This is a genomic window from Geobacillus sp. FSL W8-1251, from assembly GCF_038005945.1.
Taxonomy (GTDB): domain Bacteria; phylum Bacillota; class Bacilli; order Bacillales; family Anoxybacillaceae; genus Geobacillus; species Geobacillus stearothermophilus.
In genome coordinates, this window is the sequence record NZ_JBBOUF010000001.1 from 1,265,659 (window position 1) to 1,284,034 (window position 18,376).

Here is an 18,376-nt window from a genome sequence, read left to right on the forward strand (position 1 = left end):
TGATTTCCAATCTCCATTATATACGGTTTTCGATACAAAAAGGGGAAGAAAAATACGTTTTATGCCGGTTGACGCTCAGGAAGACGGAGAATGTCTTTCTTTGTGGAACAAAGAAACTCCCACTGTGCATTCGTGTCGTCATGGCCGTTTGCCCAATTCGACTGCAAACAACAAGGCCGGATCCACCGGCCCGTTGTCTTATCTCAACCGAATTTTCGCCACACACTCCACATGCGCCGTGTGCGGAAACATGTCCACTGGCTGGACTTCGATCGTTTCGTAGCCGCCGTCTTCTAGGATGCGCAAGTCGCGGGCGAGCGTCGCCGGGTTGCACGAGACGTAGACGACGCGGGGCGGTTTCATGGCGATGATCGTCTCAAGCAGCGAGGCGTCACAGCCTTTGCGCGGCGGGTCAACGACCAAGCAGTCGGCGCGGATGCCTTCTTGATACCAACGCGGGATGACGTCTTCGGCGGCGCCGACTTCGAAGGTGACGTTTTGGATGCCGTTGAGTTTGGCGTTGCGCTTGGCGTCTTCGATCGCTTCGGGGACGATTTCGACGCCGTAGACGTGTTTCGCTTTACGCGCCAAAAAGAGCGAGATCGTGCCGATGCCGCAGTAGGCGTCGATCACCGTCTCCCGCCCGGTCAGCTCCGCGTATTCGAGCGCTTTGTCGTACAGCACTTTCGTCTGTTCCGGGTTGACTTGGTAAAACGAGCGGGCCGAGATGGCGAATTGGATGTCGCCGATGCGGTCGGTGATGAACTCGCTCCCCCATAACACCCGCGTTTTGGCGCCGAAAATGACGTTCGTCCGCTCGGGGTTGATATTTTGCACGATCGATGTCACGTCCGGGATTTCACGGACGATGGCGCGGACGATTTCTTGTTCATGCGGCAAATGCTCGGTGCGGGTGACGAGAACGACCATCACCTCGCCTGTTGCCGCGCCGTAGCGGGCGACAATATGGCGAAGAACGCCCTTGTGCGTGGTTTCGTCGTATGGGGGAATACCATAGCGCTCGGCGATGCGCTTCACGGCCTGGACGACGACATCGTTCGCCTCTTGCTGGATGAGGCAGGCGTCCATATCGATGATTTCATGCGTCCGCTCCTTGTAAAAGCCCGCGACCAAGCCCCCTTCGCGCTCGCCGACCGGCACTTGCGCCTTGTTGCGGTAGCGCCATGGGTTCTTCATCCCGATGACGGGATGGACGGTGACGCCGTCAAGCTTGCCGATGCGGGCGAGCACTTCTTTCACCTGCTTTTCCTTCGCTTTCAGCTGGCCTTCGTAGCTGAGGTGTTGCAGCTGGCAGCCGCCGCATTGGCGATAGACGGGGCACGGCGGCTCAACGCGGTCGGGGCTTGGTTCGTACAGCTCCACGAGGCGGCCGTACCCATACCCTTTTTTCACTTTGATCGCTTTCACCTTCGCCCGCTCGCCGGGAAGCGCGTGTTTCACAAACAACGGAAAGCCGTCGACTTTCGCCACCCCGAGCCCGTCGTGGGTCAAATCCGTGAATGTGACGTCATAATACTCGTTTTTGGCGACTGGTGCTTGCTGCTTGGTCATGTCCGTCTCCTTTCTGCCGATCGGTTTATACCGTTAGCGTTCCCTTATTGGCTTAGAGGCATAAGAAAAGAACAGGCTCATCGTCCTGTTCTCACTTGTTCCGCCTTGTCTTTCGGCATGATGACTTCCAAATGGCGGTACAAATTGACAAATTCCCCTGGAAGCATGCCGCCGAATTCGCCGTCTAAGTTTAGCTGCATCGGCGAGTGCACTTTCACCCGGTTCGCTTTCGTGTAAATGACGTGTGGGTCGTTGATGTGCTCGCCGCGCGCGGCGAGCGTGACAAGGCGAATGAATTCGGCCAAGTTCGTTTTTTTGACGATGATGAAATCGAACAGACCGTCATTGAGCGACGAATCGGGCGCCAGTTTTTCAAACCCGCCGACCGAGTTCGTGAGCGAAACCAAAAACATCATAATCTCGCCTTCAAACAGTTTGCCGTCATACTCAATTTGCGCTTCGGTCGCCTTGATGGACGGAAGCATCTCGATCCCTTTTAAGTAATAGGCCAGCTGGCCGAGCATCGTTTTCAGCTTGCTTGGCACTTCGTAGGTGAGCTCCGTCAGGCGCCCGCCGCCCGCGATGTTGATGAAATAGCGTGTTTTGTCTTCGTTCGTCACACAGCCGATGTCAATGGGTACGGGCTCGCCCGTGGCGATCACGTCGCACGCCCCTTCGATCGAACGCGGCACGCCGATGGCGCGGGCGAAATCGTTCGTCGTCCCGACAGGAATGACGCCCAGTTTCGGCCGATACGGCTGATCGGCGATGCCGTTGACGACTTCATTGATCGTTCCGTCGCCCCCTGCGGCGACAACGAGATCAAATTCCCGCAGGACGGCCTGGCGCGCTGCTTCCGTCGCATCCCCCGGCCCTTCGGTGGCGTGGCACGACGTTTCATAGCCCGCCTTTTCCAACCACGCGAGCACATCAGGCAAATGGCGCTTAAACAACTCGCGACCCGATGTCGGGTTATAAATAATTCGAGCTCGTTTCATTATTCTCAACCTACTTCCTTTTTTCCATTCCACCCGTTCCCATCATAACGAAACAACGCTTCATGCGCAACTCCGACGAATGTCGTGAACAAGGCGGCGAGAAACAGCGCCCTCGGGTTCAAACGAAGGGCGCTGTGGGAGGATAGGCATCATTCTGTTGTCTTCGCCTCTTGGGACGATGCTGGCGCACCGAGCGGCTGGGCATGGGCGGGTGCGCCCCCTTGGGCGATGTTCTCAAGCAACTGCTTCACATCGATGCCGGTTGACGCTTTCAACGTCTCCTGCAAGCTCGCCATTAAGTTCGTCGCATAGCCCGTGACGCGGTTGGCGCCGCCTCCCGCTCCTGAGCCGGTGTCGACGATCGTCAGCTTCTCGATGTTCGCAAGCGGGCTCGCCACTTGTTTCGCATACTCCGGAAGCATCTTGATGATCATGTCGAGCACCGCAGCCTGGCCGTAGCGCTCGAACGCTTCGGCGATCTTTTGTTTCGCTTCCGCTTCGGCGAGGCCTTTCAGTCGGATGATTTCCGCTTCCGCTTCCCCTTTCGCTTTCTCCGCCTCGGCTTTTGCCAACCCGTCGAGTCGGACGCGCTCCGCTTCCGCTTTCGCCAGCGTTTCGACGCGGTATTTTTGCGCATCGGCTTCGGCGATTTGCTTCGCCTTTTCCGCCGCCGCTTTTTGTTCGATCGCATAGCGCTCGGCATCGGCTTTTTTCTTCACTTCCGAGTCGTATTGGCGCTCGCGGCGCAAAATTTCTTTTTCTTCGAGCTCGATTTGTTTTTGCCGCTCGATGATTTTGATTTGCATTTGTTGGGCCATCACTTCTTGTTTCGCCTTCGCTTCCTCCAAATGATACGCCTGATCGGCGCGCGCTTTGGCGATGTCTTGCTCGCGGCGGAACTCAGCGAGCTTCAACTGGTTGATTTTCTCCGCCTCCGCGATTTCCGTCAGCCGCTCGAGCTCCGCCTTGCGCGCTTCCTTGTCTGCTTCAGCCCGCTTGATGCGCGTCTCTTTTTCCGCCTCGGCCGTGGCGATGTCAGCATCGCGCTTCACTTGGGCGATGCGCGGCTTCCCGAGCGCATCGAGGTAACCGTTTTTGTCGCGCACGTCTTTGATCGTGAACGAGACGATGACAAGCCCCATTTTCGCCAAATCTTGCGAGGCGACACGCTGCACTTCTTGCGAAAACTTGTCGCGGTTTTTATAAATTTCTTCAACCGTCATCGACCCGAGAATGGAGCGAAGATGGCCTTCAAGCACTTCACGCGCTTCGTTTTCCATATCTTGGCGTGTTTTCCCTAAAAACTGCTCGGCCGCGGTCGCGATTTCGCCGATTGAGCTGCCGACTTTAATAATGGCCACCCCGTCCGCCATCACGGGCACGCCTTGTTCGGTGTACACCTCGGGCGTTTGCACGTCAAGCTTGATCGACAATAGGCTCAGCGGCTCAGCCTGTTGGAAAATCGGCACGACGAACGTGCCGCCGCCGCGGACGATTTTGATTTTGTTTCCCGATTCATCGACATGAACGTTTTTGCTTCCTAAGTAGCTGCCCGTCACAATGAGCGCCTCGTCCGGCCCGACGGTGCGGTAGCGGGCGATAAAAATGGCAATAAGTCCGACAAGAAGCAAGACGACGACACCAATGACCATCAACCATGGCGCAACCATGACAAGTCCCCTTTCTTTGTTTTAGATGGAAAGGTGATACGGATCGTGCCTCGCCACCACAGCGACGCCGTTTTCCATTTGTACGATGATGACCTCTTCCCCTGACGGAATGGCCTCATTATTTGCGCTTTTCGCCGCTTTGGCCACCGCGCCGCTTTTACGGGAGATGAGAATTTCGCCCAACCCGTCAGGCGGCACCGAGACGATCACTTTAGCAAGCGCCCCCTCCAAATCGGCGTCCGTATACCCAAGTGACGCCTCAGCCGAACGGAGCGGCAAAAAAACGAAAAAGTGCAACAGCAACACAGCAACAAGCGCCACGCCGATGGCAAGCCACAGAACCAAGCTCGATGCCCAGTCTGTGTACCATTCCGCCAGCAATCCGACCGCGCTGCCAACAATGAAAAACGATAAAACTAACTGCGGACTGAACAGCGGATGATCAGCCACATCGAACAAACCGTCAAGCACATCGCTGAAGAAAAAATACAAAACCGTCAACAACGCACTGACGACAAGCACCCATCCGTACACAACTTCAGGCGAATGGCTGAACAACTCCCCTCCCTCCTTTCCCCTTCACTTATACATACGGCGAAGGCAGCCGTTGGTTTCATCATTTTTCCAATGTCATCCACCGTTTCGTTTCCGTTTTTGACCGTTCTCGATTTCCGTTTTTTGACGGTGGAATTGTCCAAACTCCCATGGCGCACATACATCCGCCATGACAACCCGGTCGCCGCCGCCCTGTTAAGCAAAATGGGGTATAATGAAGAGGAGAAGGTGGAAGTGAAAAAGGAATTTTTGCGCATGCTCACCCGCCTCGAGCTCGATGAGGCGAGACAGCGTCTGTTGTTCGGCTTTTTCGAAACGTATTTGCGGTTATCGGAGGAAGAAGAAGTCCGACTGCGAGATGAGGTGAAGACCATGGAGGAAAAGGAGGCTGCCAAAGTCATGGAACTCATCGTTTCATACGAGAAGAAAGGCATGGAGAAAGGAATAGAAAAAGGAATAGAGAAAGGAATAGAGAAAGGAATGGAGAAAGCAAAGCTAGATGTTGCGAAACGAATGTTGGCAAAAGGATTTGATGCTGACACGATCCATGAACTGACCGGACTGCCGCTAGAAACGATTGAACAATTGAAGCCATGAGAAGGCAAACCCCTTCTCCCTGAATCATTCGAATGGCCGCCCCCACTCCTTCGAACTTTGAAACATCTTCAGGGAGAAGGCCTTTTCATCGTTCTTCGCTTTATTCCTCTGAAATCCCCAGCCGCTCCAATTCCCGCCAAAGCTGCCCCGTAAGCATGAGCCTGTACATGCGAAAATCGGCCCGAAGCGACCCAAACGGATGGCCGAAGGTGGCGGGGTTGTTTCCTTCGATGAAAAAGTGGCTGAACCAGGCAAGCGCATAGGCGGCGATTGGCGCGCCGAGCAACCACCACGCATTCCTCGTCGCGATCGCGATGATCACAAACAAAAACACGAAGCTCGTTCCGACAAAATGCCAACGCCTTGTCGCTCGTTTCCGGTGCTGGGTCAAATAAAAGGGCCAAAACTCTTCATAATCACGGAATTCCATCTCCCTTTCCCCCTTCGACGGATGCGGCGCGCCGCCACGCCAGCGATGAACGTGGCGATGCCGACAGCCCAGTATCCAATCAACATCCATAACGGCATGCTCGGACCTATCGTTATCCCCTACTCCTATTGTATTTCATCCATCACCTGAAATGTCTGCAAGTTGTGCTTTTGCTTCGGCACGGTAAACTTGGCGGCAAGTTGGCCTGTACGAAGATGGAAAATGTTCATTTCTCCAGCATGGTCCGCCTTGTTCCCCTCCTGCGGCTCAAACAATGCATACACATAGTCGCCGTAAAACCGCGCTTCCCAGTATACCGACGGCAGCTCATGCTTCTCCATCACCGTGACATACTCCCACCACCTACGCTTCGCTTAGAGGTGGGGGCTTCTCGGGTAATCCCATCTCATGATGGGAAGTTGACCGAGCGATCCCCGTGTGCCCCACGGTTCGAGGACAAATTAGACGATCGCCAATCGTTTCATGCCCTCATGTTTGATATTGATAGCCGCATTGACGTCCCTGTCGCTCTCGAATCCACATTCACAACGGAATGTCCGTTCAGAAAGCGATAGAGACTCCTTGACTCGACCGCAGCACGAACACGTTTTGGACGAGGGGAACCATTTGTCGATTTTGATCAGCTTCTTCCCCTGTTCGGCCAGCTTGTACTGAAGGAAAGTGGTGAACATGCCCCAGCCGTTGTCATGAACGCCTTGACCGAAATGGAGGGCTTGTGACATCCCTTTCATGTTGAGGTCTTCGATGACCACGCAATCATACCGTTTCGCTAATTTGTGCGACTCCTTATGCAGAAAGTCCTTGCGCTGGTTGGCAATTTTCTCATGCAGCTTCGCTACTTTCAGACGCTGTTTGTGCCAACGATTCGAGCCTTTCTTTTTACGAGACAATTTACGCTGTTCTTTCGCTAATGTTTCCAATGCTTTGCGATAGAATCGAGGATAATTGGCTCTCTTACCCTCGCTATCGACATACAACGTACTCATGGAAAAATCAAGCCCAACAACCGTTTGTACTTCTTTTGGGGCAGGTTGATGTTCGTACTCTGTGAGAATAGAAATATAGTATTTTCCTGTTTTGGTTTTCGTGATCGTACAAGACTTGATGATATGGTGGGCAGGGATCTCCCGATGTTGCTTGAGCTTGATCCATTTCAGTTTGGGCAGCTTGATATAGCCATCTGAAAGCTTGATGTTGCCATTTACCATATTTGTGGTGTACGACTGTTTCGCCTTGCGGTTTTTGAACTTGGGAAATCCAGCGCGGCCAGAAAAGAAGTGTTGAAATGCTTTCTGCAAATTCAATTGGGCGTTTGCCAGCGCAAGGCTGTCCACTTCTTTTAGCCAAGGAAACTCCTTTTTGTACTTGGCAGGGGTCGGACATGTTTGCTGTTTCAAGGATTCTTGATCGTCCTTGAACTTTTCAAACATTTGTATGCGCTCTTCAAGCATTTTGTTATACACGAAACGGACACAACCGAAGGTTTTGGCGAGCAGTTGTTCTTGTTCTTTTGTTGGGTATAGACGGAACTGATAGGCTTTGTTTGCCATATCGACACCACATCACTTCATACCTTGATTTTCGATATATTTTTTCTATAACTGATTATATTGTAATACACAAAAAAGAGACAATTTTAGGCTATACCTAACCGAAATTCATCTCCCACTTTCACTTCGTTTAGAAGTGGGAGACTTCTTTCGGAAAGATGTTAAACTGATCATTCAGCGCAAGCCATCCTGACTTTCCCCTCTGGACATAGCTCACCCACAGCGTGTCTCCCTTCACGTAAAGCTGATCGAACTGCGTCTCTTCTTGCCCCATGCCCCAATAGGCCACTCGCCATGAATGCGGATCCACGATGGTGAGGCGAGGTTTCGTGGCGATGACAAGGCGGCCGTGAAAGACCGCCATGGAGCGCGCGAAGGACGTAGGCAACGAAATTTCCTTCACTACGGAACCGCGCTGATCCAACACATACAATACACCGTGCTCCTGTTCCATCGCATCAGCAAACACATATATAGATGCAACGAAGAAGTTTAACATATCCTTGACGGAAAAGCGGTTTGTCCATTTTCGACTGTCGAAGGCAAGCCTATGGCTTGCCCCGTCACGCCAAGGCGTGACGGAAGACCGAACAACCACCGCTTCACAGACCCATATATGGGTCTGTGAAGCGGTGTTGTTCGGTCGCCTGACAGTCGATAAAAGCTGCAAATGGTAAATCTTCAAATTGCATCTATCCTGAAAATACCCGAACTCTAAGTTGTAAAATTCAACATAGAGGTCTTTTCATCCTTCCGATGGTGACGAAATTTTTTGTCATGGGAGTCTATATAGAAATGCGGCCCTGCGCGCAAAACTTGAAGAATGTAAGGAGGGAACCGCTTCGAAAATAGCAATTTTCCCCCTTTCCGGACTTCTAGTTTATGGGTGTTGACATCTTGATTCAGTGAACGAATCTCCCACTCCCCCTCCATCGAGGCAAACGAAAGAGGGCTGGAGACCGCTTCTTGATCGACCAATGTCCATGTGTCTCGATTCAGTCGATAGACATGCCGTCCCGTATAATCTGACCACAACAACAGTTCCTTCGTTGATGAACCACGCGAAAGCTGGGACACCCCAGCAGCTTCTAGCGTCACCACGTTGCGCACGTGCAGTCCATCCGCCTCCACGATATACGAATCTCGCGCAAACGGGTGAGAATACAAAAAGAAGATGCGTCCAAGCGGTTCGTTCGCCGAGCGGCTCTCAGACGGCTCATACGTCCTCACTGAGGAGACGACGGAATCATCCAAACTCTGCACCCCATACACAATGACAGGCGCGGCAGCCGCCAGCACCACCCATATCCATTGTTGCCGCTTCCACCAAACTTGTCCTTCCTTTTGACCTCCTATGCGTTGGACAAGCCATCCCCAATACCAGACGATGTAAAGAAACAACGCAAGCGACAGCCACGCCCACCATTGTCCTTCGATGAGGGATTGCTGCCAGTAGGCGAACGGATCGACGCCGACCCTGGCGATGGTGTGAAAATTGTTCAGAAAAAAGAGCGGCACTGCGATCACTGCAACGAGCGAATACAAGCGGCGAACCGTTCCTTTCACCAGCATCGCCATACCGACAATCAAGGTGGCTATGCACATAATGTAGTACAACACGGACATCCATAGCGGCGCACTCGGGCCCATTTCAAATCCCCTTTCATCCGTAGTGATGGCCATATTCGATGAGAACCAAAAGAGTTCCTTCCTGTTAGAACGATGTTCCCTTCCTCTGTGAGGGAGCGGCTGCTCAAGTTCAACACACATTTGGCCTGCACCCACAAAGCTCCCCTTCATAATGAATTGTGTTTTCAAGTTGCGGGAAAGAGTGTGGGAACACAGAAGGACGTAACTCTTAGAACGGGATCTCCTCCATTTTTGGGATCATGCCCGCTCAGCTGCAGTCAGTTCGCTTTTGTTATGTTTAGCACTTGAGAATCAATACCTAATTCTATATACATGCAACATGAAGAGTTAACTTCTCAGTCATCCTGCACACCCTAAGCGTTGCAGCACTTCCTGCGGACGTTCGTGGATGTCGTCCGCAAACCGAGCAATGGCCTGGACGATATCGTTTCGATGTTTGTGAAACACATTGGCGATCACGGTGTCTTTCAGCCATTTCCACAAGCTGAATGCGGGCGTGATCCAACACCAAGACGATGAGATGGTCTGGATAGCGCTCTTTGAGCATTCTCAAGAAATTCAAGAACGTCGCGGCATTGGCGCGGCAGTCGTTTGATGAAGCACCGTTTCGCCATCGTGGATGTTGACCGCGCCAAACCGCGATACGTGGGCATGATGGCCGAACGTCGGCACTTGTTTTTGGCGGCCGACTTCTGACCATGTGGACCGCAAGACATGGTAAGAGCGGATATGGGTTTCATCGATGTACAGAAGAACGGCATCTTCTGTCTCCTTGGTGATCAAGTTTTTTGATCAGATCCATTTGCTTTTCCAATTGCTTTTGCTCATCCGGGTTCCCTTTCGCCAGTGTGTACGTCGGTCGTGTCCACGACAGCCCTTTGCGGTGCAGGAGTTTTCGCAGCGCTTCGCGGGAAATGGAAACACCGAATTGCTTTGCGACATAGGATTGCAGGAGTTTGGTGTTCCACGCCGAGGCGACGTCCCAGCCCAGTTCGGCGGGAGTGGTGGTCAACACAAGCTGTTTGATCTTTTCCTGCTGTTCTTCGGTGAGAAACGGCTCTCGCCCGGGGGCGAAATCCCGATGAAGCAGGAGTTCAAGGCCGCCTTCGTTGAACAGTGAGACATAATGGGACGCCGTTTGTCGGCACACGTTGACCATGGAGGCCGCTTCTTTGCCCGAATAGCCTTCCATGACGAGGCGAACGGCCATCACCCGTTGGCGAAGAAGGGTGTTTTTGATTTTCCATTCCTGTTTGCGAAGTGTCCGAGGTGTCCATCCGTGATCGTTGGTGATTTTGAGACGTTTCATGCAGAATTCCGCTCCTTTTCCATACTTTTCCTTAGGGACAGTATAACCGGAGTGGGCACCGCTTATGCGAAGGTTAACTTTTCAATGAGCATGTATATACAATGAATGGTCAAAACATCAGCAACAATCTGCTGATCCATTCATGCAACGAACATACCAGGACACTGACCGCTCGCTTTCGTAAGCGTAAATCACGAATCATGCGGAAGACAACAACATGAGTCATACAAAAACGGGTCTCTTAATCATACGGTTCCTCTCCTACATGAATGATCGTTATCCGTTACATGTGAGGAAAATATTGTAGGTCATATTCATGTTCCCCAACAAGCGCAGTGGAGTGAAAAAAGAAAAAGATATACAAAACGAACCTGTCCCTGCTATAATGTCAATTGAAAAAAGAACCAATATTGGAGAAAAACGTTCATGAACGTTCAACAACATGCCATTGTCAACCACCTACATGTAGAATGGACGAATTTCGTTACCAATGGGTGTTAGTGGATTTACTTAAGTGATAAGTGATAAATAATGACTAGGGGTTTTCTTGCACTTTTTCAACTAGACAGGGGGAGCAACAGATGCCAGATGTGACTATATCGATTTGGACTGCTGCAGTCGGCTTTTTTCTCGGTTTCTTGGCATACTTTTTTAAAAAATGGTGTCCTTCTTTATATGTACATATCCTCACTGCGATACTCGGAATCGGATGGATCGTCTATGTGTTCTTAGATCAAGGGTTTATAAAAACGGTGTCCATTTTTTTTATATTTGGATTTAGCTTTTTTAGCTCTCCGGTACCGGAAAGAAGCAAAACCCAATTGAAAGAGATCATCGATCAACTAAAAGAACAAGGTGCGAGAGAAATAGTCTTGTCTAAAAATAAAGAGCGCCTATTAGCGGATTTGTTATTTTCCGGATTTTTCATCGTCATTGCTGTTCTTTATTTCCTTTTCGGGCCGAATTCCGCGATTACGTTCATCCTTTTATATAGCTTCATCTCTCTTTTTGTTGGGCTGACAAAAAGAGTGGGACTGCTTCGCTCTCTCCGCCTTTTTTACGCAGAACACGAAGAAGCATTATATGCTGTATCTTTGTTTGAAACCAAAAAATATCCATTGAAGGAACTTTCAGAAGTAAGCGTTCAGACAAGGCCGGATGTGTTGCAACTATTCCAGCTTTTTTCTTTGTTCTCTCCTAATATCGACTATACGACCAGCATGGGGAAAACGTGGAAGTTATCTTTTTCCGGTGAAAAAGTTTATCTCACCCCTGATCCATTAGAATCGATGGATTTTCTCCTTAAAGGAGAAATACATAAAATGGAAGAGTTCGAAGTAAAGCCTTTTTATCATCCGAAAAATTGGAAACGACTTTTAGGAAAATGGTATTTTGCAGCAACGGTGAAAGGGGTGGGAGCTTATGCAGCCCTTCTCACACTGTTTACTTTGCTGGGGATCGGGCCGATCGCAACAACCGCTGTTATTATACTATTTTGGATATTCAATCTATGGATTTCGGATCGCGTATTGAAAATCGCTTTAGATATGAGGAAAATAGACGATCCCGATTTGCTGCCCATCATCGAGAAAGTCTTTTCACGTGCCGGCCTTTCTCATGTTGATATTTATGTTACGGAATCGGCCGAATATAACGGTTTTGCGATAGGTGCGAATATTGGTCGATCATTGGTAGCGTTAACTTCAGAAACGCTGAAACTTCCCCATGAAGCCATTGAAGGCATTTTGGCTCATGAGGCGATTCATGTGAAAAAGCGAGATGTCTTGATAGGACAGTTATTGCGATTTGCGTTGATTGGGTTAGTTTTTGCTGGTGTTTTCCTTATCCATGAAGCCTTTCCAAATTGGCTAGAACATAATCAAATCTTTGTTTTTCTCGGCCTATGGCTCTTGATTTTTCTGCTTCCTGCTTTCCAATCTCTATTCACACAGTGGATGGAAGTCCGGGCAGATCATTTAGGAGCAACGCTGTTGGACGGTGGGAATGCTCAAATGGCTAACAGTTTGACGATCCTGTGTGAATATCAAGATCGAGCATTGGAAAAGTCTGTAGGATACCACATTGATTTTAAAAACGAGCAAGAAGCAAATAAAAAGGACAAAAAAATCTCTTCCTTAGAAAGAGATTCTTGGTTTTTTCACGAGTGTTGATTATCCAAAATTAGACATACGCCTTCCATAAATTTGGGCATACTCAAACAAAGCAGCGGCCATCCCGGATTTCCAATCGAGAGGAAGCTGCCCAGAGAAAAAACGGCGAACAAACGAAATGAAGGAAAGAGAGACGTTCGTCCGTTTTTTGGTTTGATCATACAGCCATCGCAGCAACACATACGCGATGAACGCCGCAAACAGTTGGTTGTATACCGCATTTTCCGTCGTGCCAAACAAGGTCGGGACATTCAGATATTGCTTCACCCAACGGAAAAAGATCTCAACAGTCCAACGTTGTTGGTACATGTCGGCAATGGTTTCCGCAGACGCATGGAAGAGGTTCGTCACGACCCGAATGTCGCGGCCATTCGCATCTCGAAAGATCACCACCCGGTGACGCTTGGTGGAGCGGTATTGTTTCGTTCCCAACTGGCACGTGAAGTCGGCTTGAACCGATGAAGATGCGCTCGGAAGGCGGTTCAAGCTTTTTTTCTGATGAAGTTCGATGTTGTCCTTCATCCGAATGACAAAGAGCTGATGCTGCTCCACAAATCGATCGAGGCGTTCGATTTTGAAATACGCCCGGTCTTCCACGAGCACTTGTTGAGCGTTCGTCAACTGTTCTCCCACCGGGCCATCATGACGCAGTCCGATGGTTTCCACCACGTCTGCCGGCAACGAGGATTCCGGCGAATACGCGACGTGCAGCTTCACTCCGGCGCGTTCGCCGTGATACGGAGCCCATGGGAGGCGGTTTTTCCCGACCGTGACGGTCGTCGAATCCACCACCCGAAGCGGTTTGGGAAACCGAAGCGAACGGCGGGTTTGGCGGTTGCACTTGGAAATGATCAACGCCAACAAGCGTTTCATGATGTCATAGGGAACTTCTTTCGCTTTCTTGGATACTGTGGAATAATGGAATCGCGGCAATCCATACAGAGGCCCCACATCGGCTCCGTGGCGAAAGCTTTTCCATTGATGCATGGCGGCCAGCAGGAAGAAGTGAATCAACTCGCGCAACGTAAAGGTTCGAGACGAATCACGATACCCAACCGCTTCGGCAATCAGTTGAATCTCTTCATCCGAAACAAGTTTTTGCATCAAATTCGGGAGTGTGGTATGCTTGTTCATAGAGAGCACCTCCTGGGTTTGTTTGTGTCGTTACTCACATTCTACAGGAAAGGTGCTCTTTTTTCTATACCCTTTGGATTTTATTGGATAATCAACACGCCTGTGGTTTTTTAGATTTTTGGAATTCCAGTTTATGCCCCATCCGCCCATGTATTGGCGTGTTCATGCGCTTCAAACAACAGAAACCGAATGGAGCATCAGGAAAATCAAATTATGGTGGTGCAGCCGCTTCCGAGAGTCGTTGCCCAATTGAAACCGTAGGTGAGCAAACTTACTCATCTCCATGGACAACTGAGATCCCTTCGTGAGACTTCGCTGTTGTACATATGAGGCACGAACGTCCTTGTGGCTCGTAGTAGGCACGCCTATTCTAGCCAAGGAATTCGGTCCTTGTGACAACAGCAAACGAAGCCCTTCCTCCAACATCATTCCGAGCGAAGTGATGATTCGGATCATGGGGCCCCCTGTATTGCGGGCGCACCCACTCTCGGACATGCAACGGCTGCACGTCGTCCTGCCAGCTCTCGCAATATGAGCAGACTCGATACAAAAAGTGCTGACGACACGGAATCAACGTACAGCCGTCTCATTTCGCTTTATACTCCAGCATCATGAGCAAGCGCCGCACACGAAAATGAACATCGCCCCTTCCCCGCCGATTCGCTGGAAAAGAGGCGATGTCTTCTTATGACTGGCTGCTGTCTCTCGCTTTTAAGGTGACGGATACGGTCGTCTCAAACCCGTCGCGATAGATCGTCAGTTTGATGCGATCACCGACCGCTGTTTTCGTATACAAATATTTGCGCAACGCGCTGACGCTGTCGATTTTCTCCCCGTTGATCGCCGTGATGACGTCTTTCGATTTCAATCCGGCCTCGGCGGCTGGGGAGAACGGTTCGACGGACGTGACGGCCGCCCCGCTTGTGATGTTCGACGGCAATTTCAATTCATTCGTGCGGACGTCATCGGACAAATCCGCCACATCGACAAGCTGGACGCCAAGGTACGGGCGTTTGATTTTCCCATCTTTCATCAGCTGTTCGACGATCGGTTTGACGTTTTCGCTCGGGATCGCAAAGCCGAGCCCTTCGACGCCCGTTTCGGCGATTTTCATGCTGTTGATGCCGATCACTTGCCCCGCGCTGTTGATGAGCGCCCCACCGCTGTTGCCCGGGTTGATCGCGGCGTCCGTTTGGATGACGTCAATTTCCCAATCGCCCGCTGAGGTCGAAACAGGCATCGTCCGCTTGCCGCTGACGATCCCTTCCGTCACCGTCCGCGACAAATCAAGGCCGAGCGGGTTGCCGATTGCCGCGACAGGCTCGCCGATTTTCACCTTCGACGAGTCGCCGAAGCTCGCCACTTTCGTCACCCCTTCAACGGGGATTTTCAAGACGGCAAGGTCGGTGAGTGCATCCGCGCCGACGATGTCGGCTTTCACTTTTTTGCCGTTCGGAAGCGCCACTTCGACTTTGTTTGCCCCTTCAATGACATGGTTGTTCGTCACAATGTAGGCCGCATTGCCTTCTTTTTTAAAGATGACGCCCGACCCCGTCCCCGCTTCCGTATCTTGCGCTTGTTCGGAGAAAAAGTCGACTTGTTTTTGAATGTTGACGACGCCGACGACCGCATCGGCCACTTTATTAATGGCAGCGATCATGTTCGTGTTGACGTTCGCCGTCGGCTGCAGCGGCAGCGCCTCGCTTTTTGCGGTCGTTTCCGCTGTTTCCGTTTGGGAATTCGTTTCTTCATGCATCCATTTCGGCGCCACATACCACGTCGCCGCGCTCCCAATCACCGCCCCTGCGACGGAAGCGGCGAGCCACGATACGAAGCGGCCGCGGCGTTTCGGTTCTGGCGTTGGGGTTGGTTCAAATGGCATCATGTCCATTTGTCCTCTCCTCCTTCATGATCCATGATGGAATATGCAGCATCTTCGAGCGAATGGCCGCCAAGCAGTGAAATGGCGGGCGAAATACGACGATGCCACCGACATCGATCGGTCTCGCATAAAGGGAGGACCAGCGGCACTGTTTCTTTCGGTTGTTCCGATGCATCGTTTCATCCCTTTCTGCATACGTTATGTCGTCTCCGGCGCTGGCGTCATCCGCTTCTGCTTCCGCCTCCGCCCGGCTGCGAGCGTGCGGATCGACAGGAAAATCCCCGTCGCGGTCAAAATGATCATCGCCACCGCCGCGACATCAACCGCCCAGCGGATGTCAAGCGAACCGATTCTCCCTTCGTGCAGCTGGCGGACGAACATCATGAGCGACGATCCGCCTCCCTCGGCGCGCGGTGCCATCGGGGCCGTAGATGCCCCCGCTCCCGACGTCTGCCCCGCCCCGAACGCGTTCATTCTTTCCTGCGCGGCGCGGTGCATCTCGCCGCGCTCCGCCTGGCCGATCAGCCACGGCTCGGATAGAAGGAGCCCCGTCACCGCCTCAACAAGCAAAAAGATCGAACTGATCAGCCCAATCCAAAGATGCAAATTCCTCATTTTCCTCATCGCCGTTTGCCTCCTTTTCCTCTTCGTCCATCATGATAGCCAAGGAAGGTGAAAAAATGGTGAAAATTCTTTTTGAGAGAACAGCCTTCTGCGCGGCGAATGGGCTGCGTTTTCACCGTTTTTTCACGAACGATTTGATATGATTAAGAAGGAAGAGAGACAGAACGGGAGGAATGGCGATGAAAATTTTGCTGGCCGAGGACGATCTTCACCTAGGGGAGCTGATCGTTCACTTATTGAAAAAGAAAGGGATCGACCATATCGATTGGGTGCAGGAAGGAGAAGATGCGTACGACTACGCGCTCGCCGAGTTTTACGATGTCGTCGTGCTCGATTGGATGCTTCCAAACGGCGATGGGGTGGACATTTGTCGACGGTTGAGGCAAAACGGCTACACAGGCGCGATTTTGATGCTGACGGCGAAAGACGCCGTCCACGACCGCGTCACCGGGCTTGAGGCGGGAGCGGACGATTACTTGGTCAAACCGTTTGAAATCGACGAGCTCGTCGCGCGGCTCAAGGCGCTCGCACGGCGGACGTTCGTCCCGCTCCAAGAGGAAAAAGTGGCGTTTCACGGCTTCACCTTAAACCGGACAAGCCATACGCTCCATCGCGGCGATGAAGAGATTTTCCTCACTCCACGCGAGTTTCAGCTTCTCGATTTGCTCGTGCAAAACCAAGGGCAAGTCGTGCCGCGCGAAACGATATTGGACCGCGTTTGGGGGTGGGATGCCGATGTGTCAATGAAAACGATCGACGCGACAATCAAGCTATTGCGCAAAAAGTTGAAAGACGATGTCATCCAAACCGTTCGAGGAGTGGGGTATAAAATTGAAAAATAACTGGAGGGAATGGCGCGGCTGGCTGCGCCGCCTAGGAAGCGCCGACTTGTTCCGCCGCGCCCATTGGCGGCTGACAGCGCTCTACAGCGGCATTTTCACGTTGTTTCTCGCCTTGTTTGTCATGATCGCCGCGGCCTTGTTTTACTGGATCGCCACTTCTGACCAAGAGCGGCGCATCAGCCGCCTCGCCGAGCAAGAGGCGAATACGATCGAGCAGTTTTTACTGAAGCAGAGCGATTTTGACTTGTTTCATGACGAAAGCGTCGTCCTGCTTAGTGAAGATCAACTTTTCTTTTACGTAATCGGCCCAAACGGCGATCTGCTTGCTGGGGATGAAATTCATCCGCGCCTGCGCCCGTATTTTTTGAACGTCTTGTCCCGTATGGACACAGGCGAGCGCACCCCTGTATATGTGACCGTGTCGCTGCCCGAGCATATGCCTGGCCTCGCGCGCGAAGCGGCCCGCGACTGGCGCGTGCTCGCCGCCGCCCGTCCGCTCGTCATCCACGGCGATTTCGTGGGCATGCTGTATATCGGCATGGACGTCACGTCGTTTTTCGGCGTGTTCCATTGGCTGCTCATTGTGCTCATCGGCTTATCGGTGCTGTTTCTTGCCGTCGGCGTGGCGCTCAGCTTCTTTATGTCCAAGCGCGCGCTCGCACCGATTGAAGAAGCGTACGAGCGGCAGCGCCAGTTCGTCGCCGACGCCTCTCATGAGCTGCGGACGCCGCTCAGCGTCGTCTTCTCGTCCGTCGAGGCGCTTGCGCTTGAGGAGGATGTGATGAAAAACGACTTTGCCCACCGCCTGCTCGACCGCCTGCGTGACGAATTGAAGCGAATCACGAAACTGATGAACGACTTGTTGACGCTCGCCCGCGCGGATGCGAAACACGCCGCGCTGGAGCTTTCAAAACAAACGTTCGATTTCCGCCCGCACGCCGAGCGCACGTTCCAGCTCATGTCGGAACTGGCGGCGAAAAAACAGATTACAATGCATTTTCACGCTCCCGAGCAAGCGCTCGTCACCGCTGACCCGGACAAATTGACGCAGCTATTGTACATTTTGCTCGACAACGCGATCAAATACACCCCCGAAGGCGGCGAGGTGACGCTGTCGATCCGCACCGAGCCAAAGCACGTGTTCCTTTCCGTCAAAGACACCGGCATCGGCATCCCGCCGGAAGACATCGGCCGCATTTTCGACCGCTTTTACCGCGTCGACAAAGCGCGCTCGCGCCAACAAGGCGGCCACGGCCTCGGGCTGTCGATCGCCAAATGGATCGTCGACGCCCACGGCGGCGCGATCCACGTCCATAGTCAAATCGGGGAAGGAACCGAATTTCTTGTTCGTCTTCCTTGCTAAATCCGGGG

Annotated in this window: 18 protein-coding genes and 2 pseudogenes; 4 read left to right on the forward strand and 16 right to left on the reverse strand. The window is 52.0% G+C overall.

Going from position 1 to position 18,376, the window contains the following annotated elements; all coding sequences use genetic code 11:
* Window positions 1-198: 198 nt before the first annotated feature.
* The 4 genes from rlmD to NSS88_RS06715 form a co-directional block, all read right to left on the reverse strand.
* Window positions 199-1,572 carry a 23S rRNA (uracil(1939)-C(5))-methyltransferase RlmD gene (rlmD, locus tag NSS88_RS06700; protein WP_341083709.1) on the reverse strand — a complete coding sequence of 458 codons (1,374 nt, stop codon included), beginning with the start codon at window positions 1,570-1,572 and terminating at the stop codon, window positions 199-201.
* A 77-nt stretch (window positions 1,573-1,649) separates the two neighbouring features.
* On the reverse strand, window positions 1,650-2,570 hold the full coding sequence (locus tag NSS88_RS06705; RefSeq protein ID WP_341083711.1) for a diacylglycerol kinase: 921 nt from the start codon (window positions 2,568-2,570) through the stop codon (window positions 1,650-1,652).
* Between the two features lie 149 nt (window positions 2,571-2,719).
* Window positions 2,720-4,240, reverse strand: coding sequence for a flotillin family protein (locus NSS88_RS06710; protein ID WP_095858812.1), 1,521 nt, complete (start codon window positions 4,238-4,240; stop codon window positions 2,720-2,722).
* Between the two features lie 21 nt (window positions 4,241-4,261).
* Window positions 4,262-4,798 (reverse strand): NfeD family protein, encoded by a 537-nt coding sequence (locus NSS88_RS06715; RefSeq protein ID WP_033013903.1) that lies wholly within the window; start codon window positions 4,796-4,798, stop codon window positions 4,262-4,264.
* 66 nt (window positions 4,799-4,864) lie between these two features.
* Here NSS88_RS06715 and NSS88_RS06720 point away from each other — a divergent pair.
* Window positions 4,865-5,392, forward strand: a pseudogene (locus NSS88_RS06720) (DUF4351 domain-containing protein); the annotation flags it as partial.
* Between the two features lie 100 nt (window positions 5,393-5,492).
* On the opposite strand, the gene NSS88_RS06725 reads toward NSS88_RS06720, so the two are convergent.
* The 8 genes from NSS88_RS06725 to NSS88_RS06760 form a co-directional block, all read right to left on the reverse strand.
* Window positions 5,493-5,822, reverse strand: a complete 330-nt coding sequence (locus tag NSS88_RS06725) for a DUF962 domain-containing protein (RefSeq protein WP_049625058.1) — start codon at window positions 5,820-5,822, stop codon at window positions 5,493-5,495.
* A 125-nt stretch (window positions 5,823-5,947) separates the two neighbouring features.
* On the reverse strand, window positions 5,948-6,166 hold the full coding sequence (locus NSS88_RS06730) for a hypothetical protein (RefSeq protein ID WP_235598994.1): 219 nt from the start codon (window positions 6,164-6,166) through the stop codon (window positions 5,948-5,950).
* Window positions 6,167-6,283: 117 nt separating this feature from the next.
* Window positions 6,284-7,393, reverse strand: a complete 1,110-nt coding sequence (locus NSS88_RS06735; RefSeq protein ID WP_063193317.1) for an RNA-guided endonuclease InsQ/TnpB family protein — start codon at window positions 7,391-7,393, stop codon at window positions 6,284-6,286.
* A 130-nt stretch (window positions 7,394-7,523) separates the two neighbouring features.
* Window positions 7,524-8,078 (reverse strand): hypothetical protein, encoded by a 555-nt coding sequence (locus NSS88_RS06740; protein WP_235599010.1) that lies wholly within the window; start codon window positions 8,076-8,078, stop codon window positions 7,524-7,526.
* A gap of 29 nt (window positions 8,079-8,107) precedes the next feature.
* Window positions 8,108-9,043 (reverse strand): hypothetical protein, encoded by a 936-nt coding sequence (locus tag NSS88_RS06745; RefSeq protein WP_235599009.1) that lies wholly within the window; start codon window positions 9,041-9,043, stop codon window positions 8,108-8,110.
* A 339-nt stretch (window positions 9,044-9,382) separates the two neighbouring features.
* Window positions 9,383-9,526 carry a hypothetical protein gene (locus tag NSS88_RS06750; RefSeq protein ID WP_020755015.1) on the reverse strand — a complete coding sequence of 48 codons (144 nt, stop codon included), beginning with the start codon at window positions 9,524-9,526 and terminating at the stop codon, window positions 9,383-9,385.
* Window positions 9,527-9,601: 75 nt separating this feature from the next.
* The gene (locus NSS88_RS06755; RefSeq protein WP_049625057.1) at window positions 9,602-9,826 is read right to left on the reverse strand and encodes a transposase; all 225 of its coding nucleotides are present in this window, start codon (window positions 9,824-9,826) and stop codon (window positions 9,602-9,604) included.
* Window positions 9,780-10,352 (reverse strand): helix-turn-helix domain-containing protein, encoded by a 573-nt coding sequence (locus tag NSS88_RS06760; RefSeq protein ID WP_061580615.1) that lies wholly within the window; start codon window positions 10,350-10,352, stop codon window positions 9,780-9,782. Before NSS88_RS06760 ends, NSS88_RS06755 begins: the two co-directional genes overlap by 47 nt.
* 581 nt (window positions 10,353-10,933) lie before the next feature.
* Between NSS88_RS06760 and NSS88_RS06765 the strand changes: the two genes are divergently transcribed.
* A complete protein-coding gene (locus NSS88_RS06765; protein WP_341083726.1) occupies window positions 10,934-12,523 on the forward strand; it encodes a M56 family metallopeptidase in 1,590 nt (529 codons plus the stop codon).
* Here the strand turns inward: NSS88_RS06765 and NSS88_RS06770 are convergent, their stop codons facing one another.
* From NSS88_RS06770 to NSS88_RS06785, 4 genes and pseudogenes are all read right to left on the reverse strand, one after another.
* On the reverse strand, window positions 12,524-13,657 hold the full coding sequence (locus NSS88_RS06770; RefSeq protein ID WP_121678437.1) for an IS4 family transposase: 1,134 nt from the start codon (window positions 13,655-13,657) through the stop codon (window positions 12,524-12,526).
* A 685-nt stretch (window positions 13,658-14,342) separates the two neighbouring features.
* Window positions 14,343-15,548 (reverse strand): S1C family serine protease, encoded by a 1,206-nt coding sequence (locus NSS88_RS06775; RefSeq protein ID WP_049624127.1) that lies wholly within the window; start codon window positions 15,546-15,548, stop codon window positions 14,343-14,345.
* Window positions 15,529-15,714, reverse strand: coding sequence for a hypothetical protein (locus tag NSS88_RS06780; RefSeq protein ID WP_081106600.1), 186 nt, complete (start codon window positions 15,712-15,714; stop codon window positions 15,529-15,531). The genes NSS88_RS06775 and NSS88_RS06780 overlap by 20 nt, the downstream gene beginning before the upstream one ends.
* A gap of 23 nt (window positions 15,715-15,737) precedes the next feature.
* Window positions 15,738-16,175: pseudogene (locus NSS88_RS06785) on the reverse strand (PepSY-associated TM helix domain-containing protein); the annotation flags it as partial.
* Between the two features lie 167 nt (window positions 16,176-16,342).
* Between NSS88_RS06785 and NSS88_RS06790 the strand changes: the two are divergent.
* On the forward strand, window positions 16,343-17,005 hold the full coding sequence (locus tag NSS88_RS06790) for a response regulator transcription factor (RefSeq protein WP_033016949.1): 663 nt from the start codon (window positions 16,343-16,345) through the stop codon (window positions 17,003-17,005).
* A complete protein-coding gene (locus tag NSS88_RS06795; RefSeq protein WP_033016947.1) occupies window positions 16,995-18,368 on the forward strand; it encodes a sensor histidine kinase in 1,374 nt (457 codons plus the stop codon). The genes NSS88_RS06790 and NSS88_RS06795 overlap by 11 nt, the downstream gene beginning before the upstream one ends.
* Window positions 18,369-18,376: the final 8 nt, after the last annotated feature.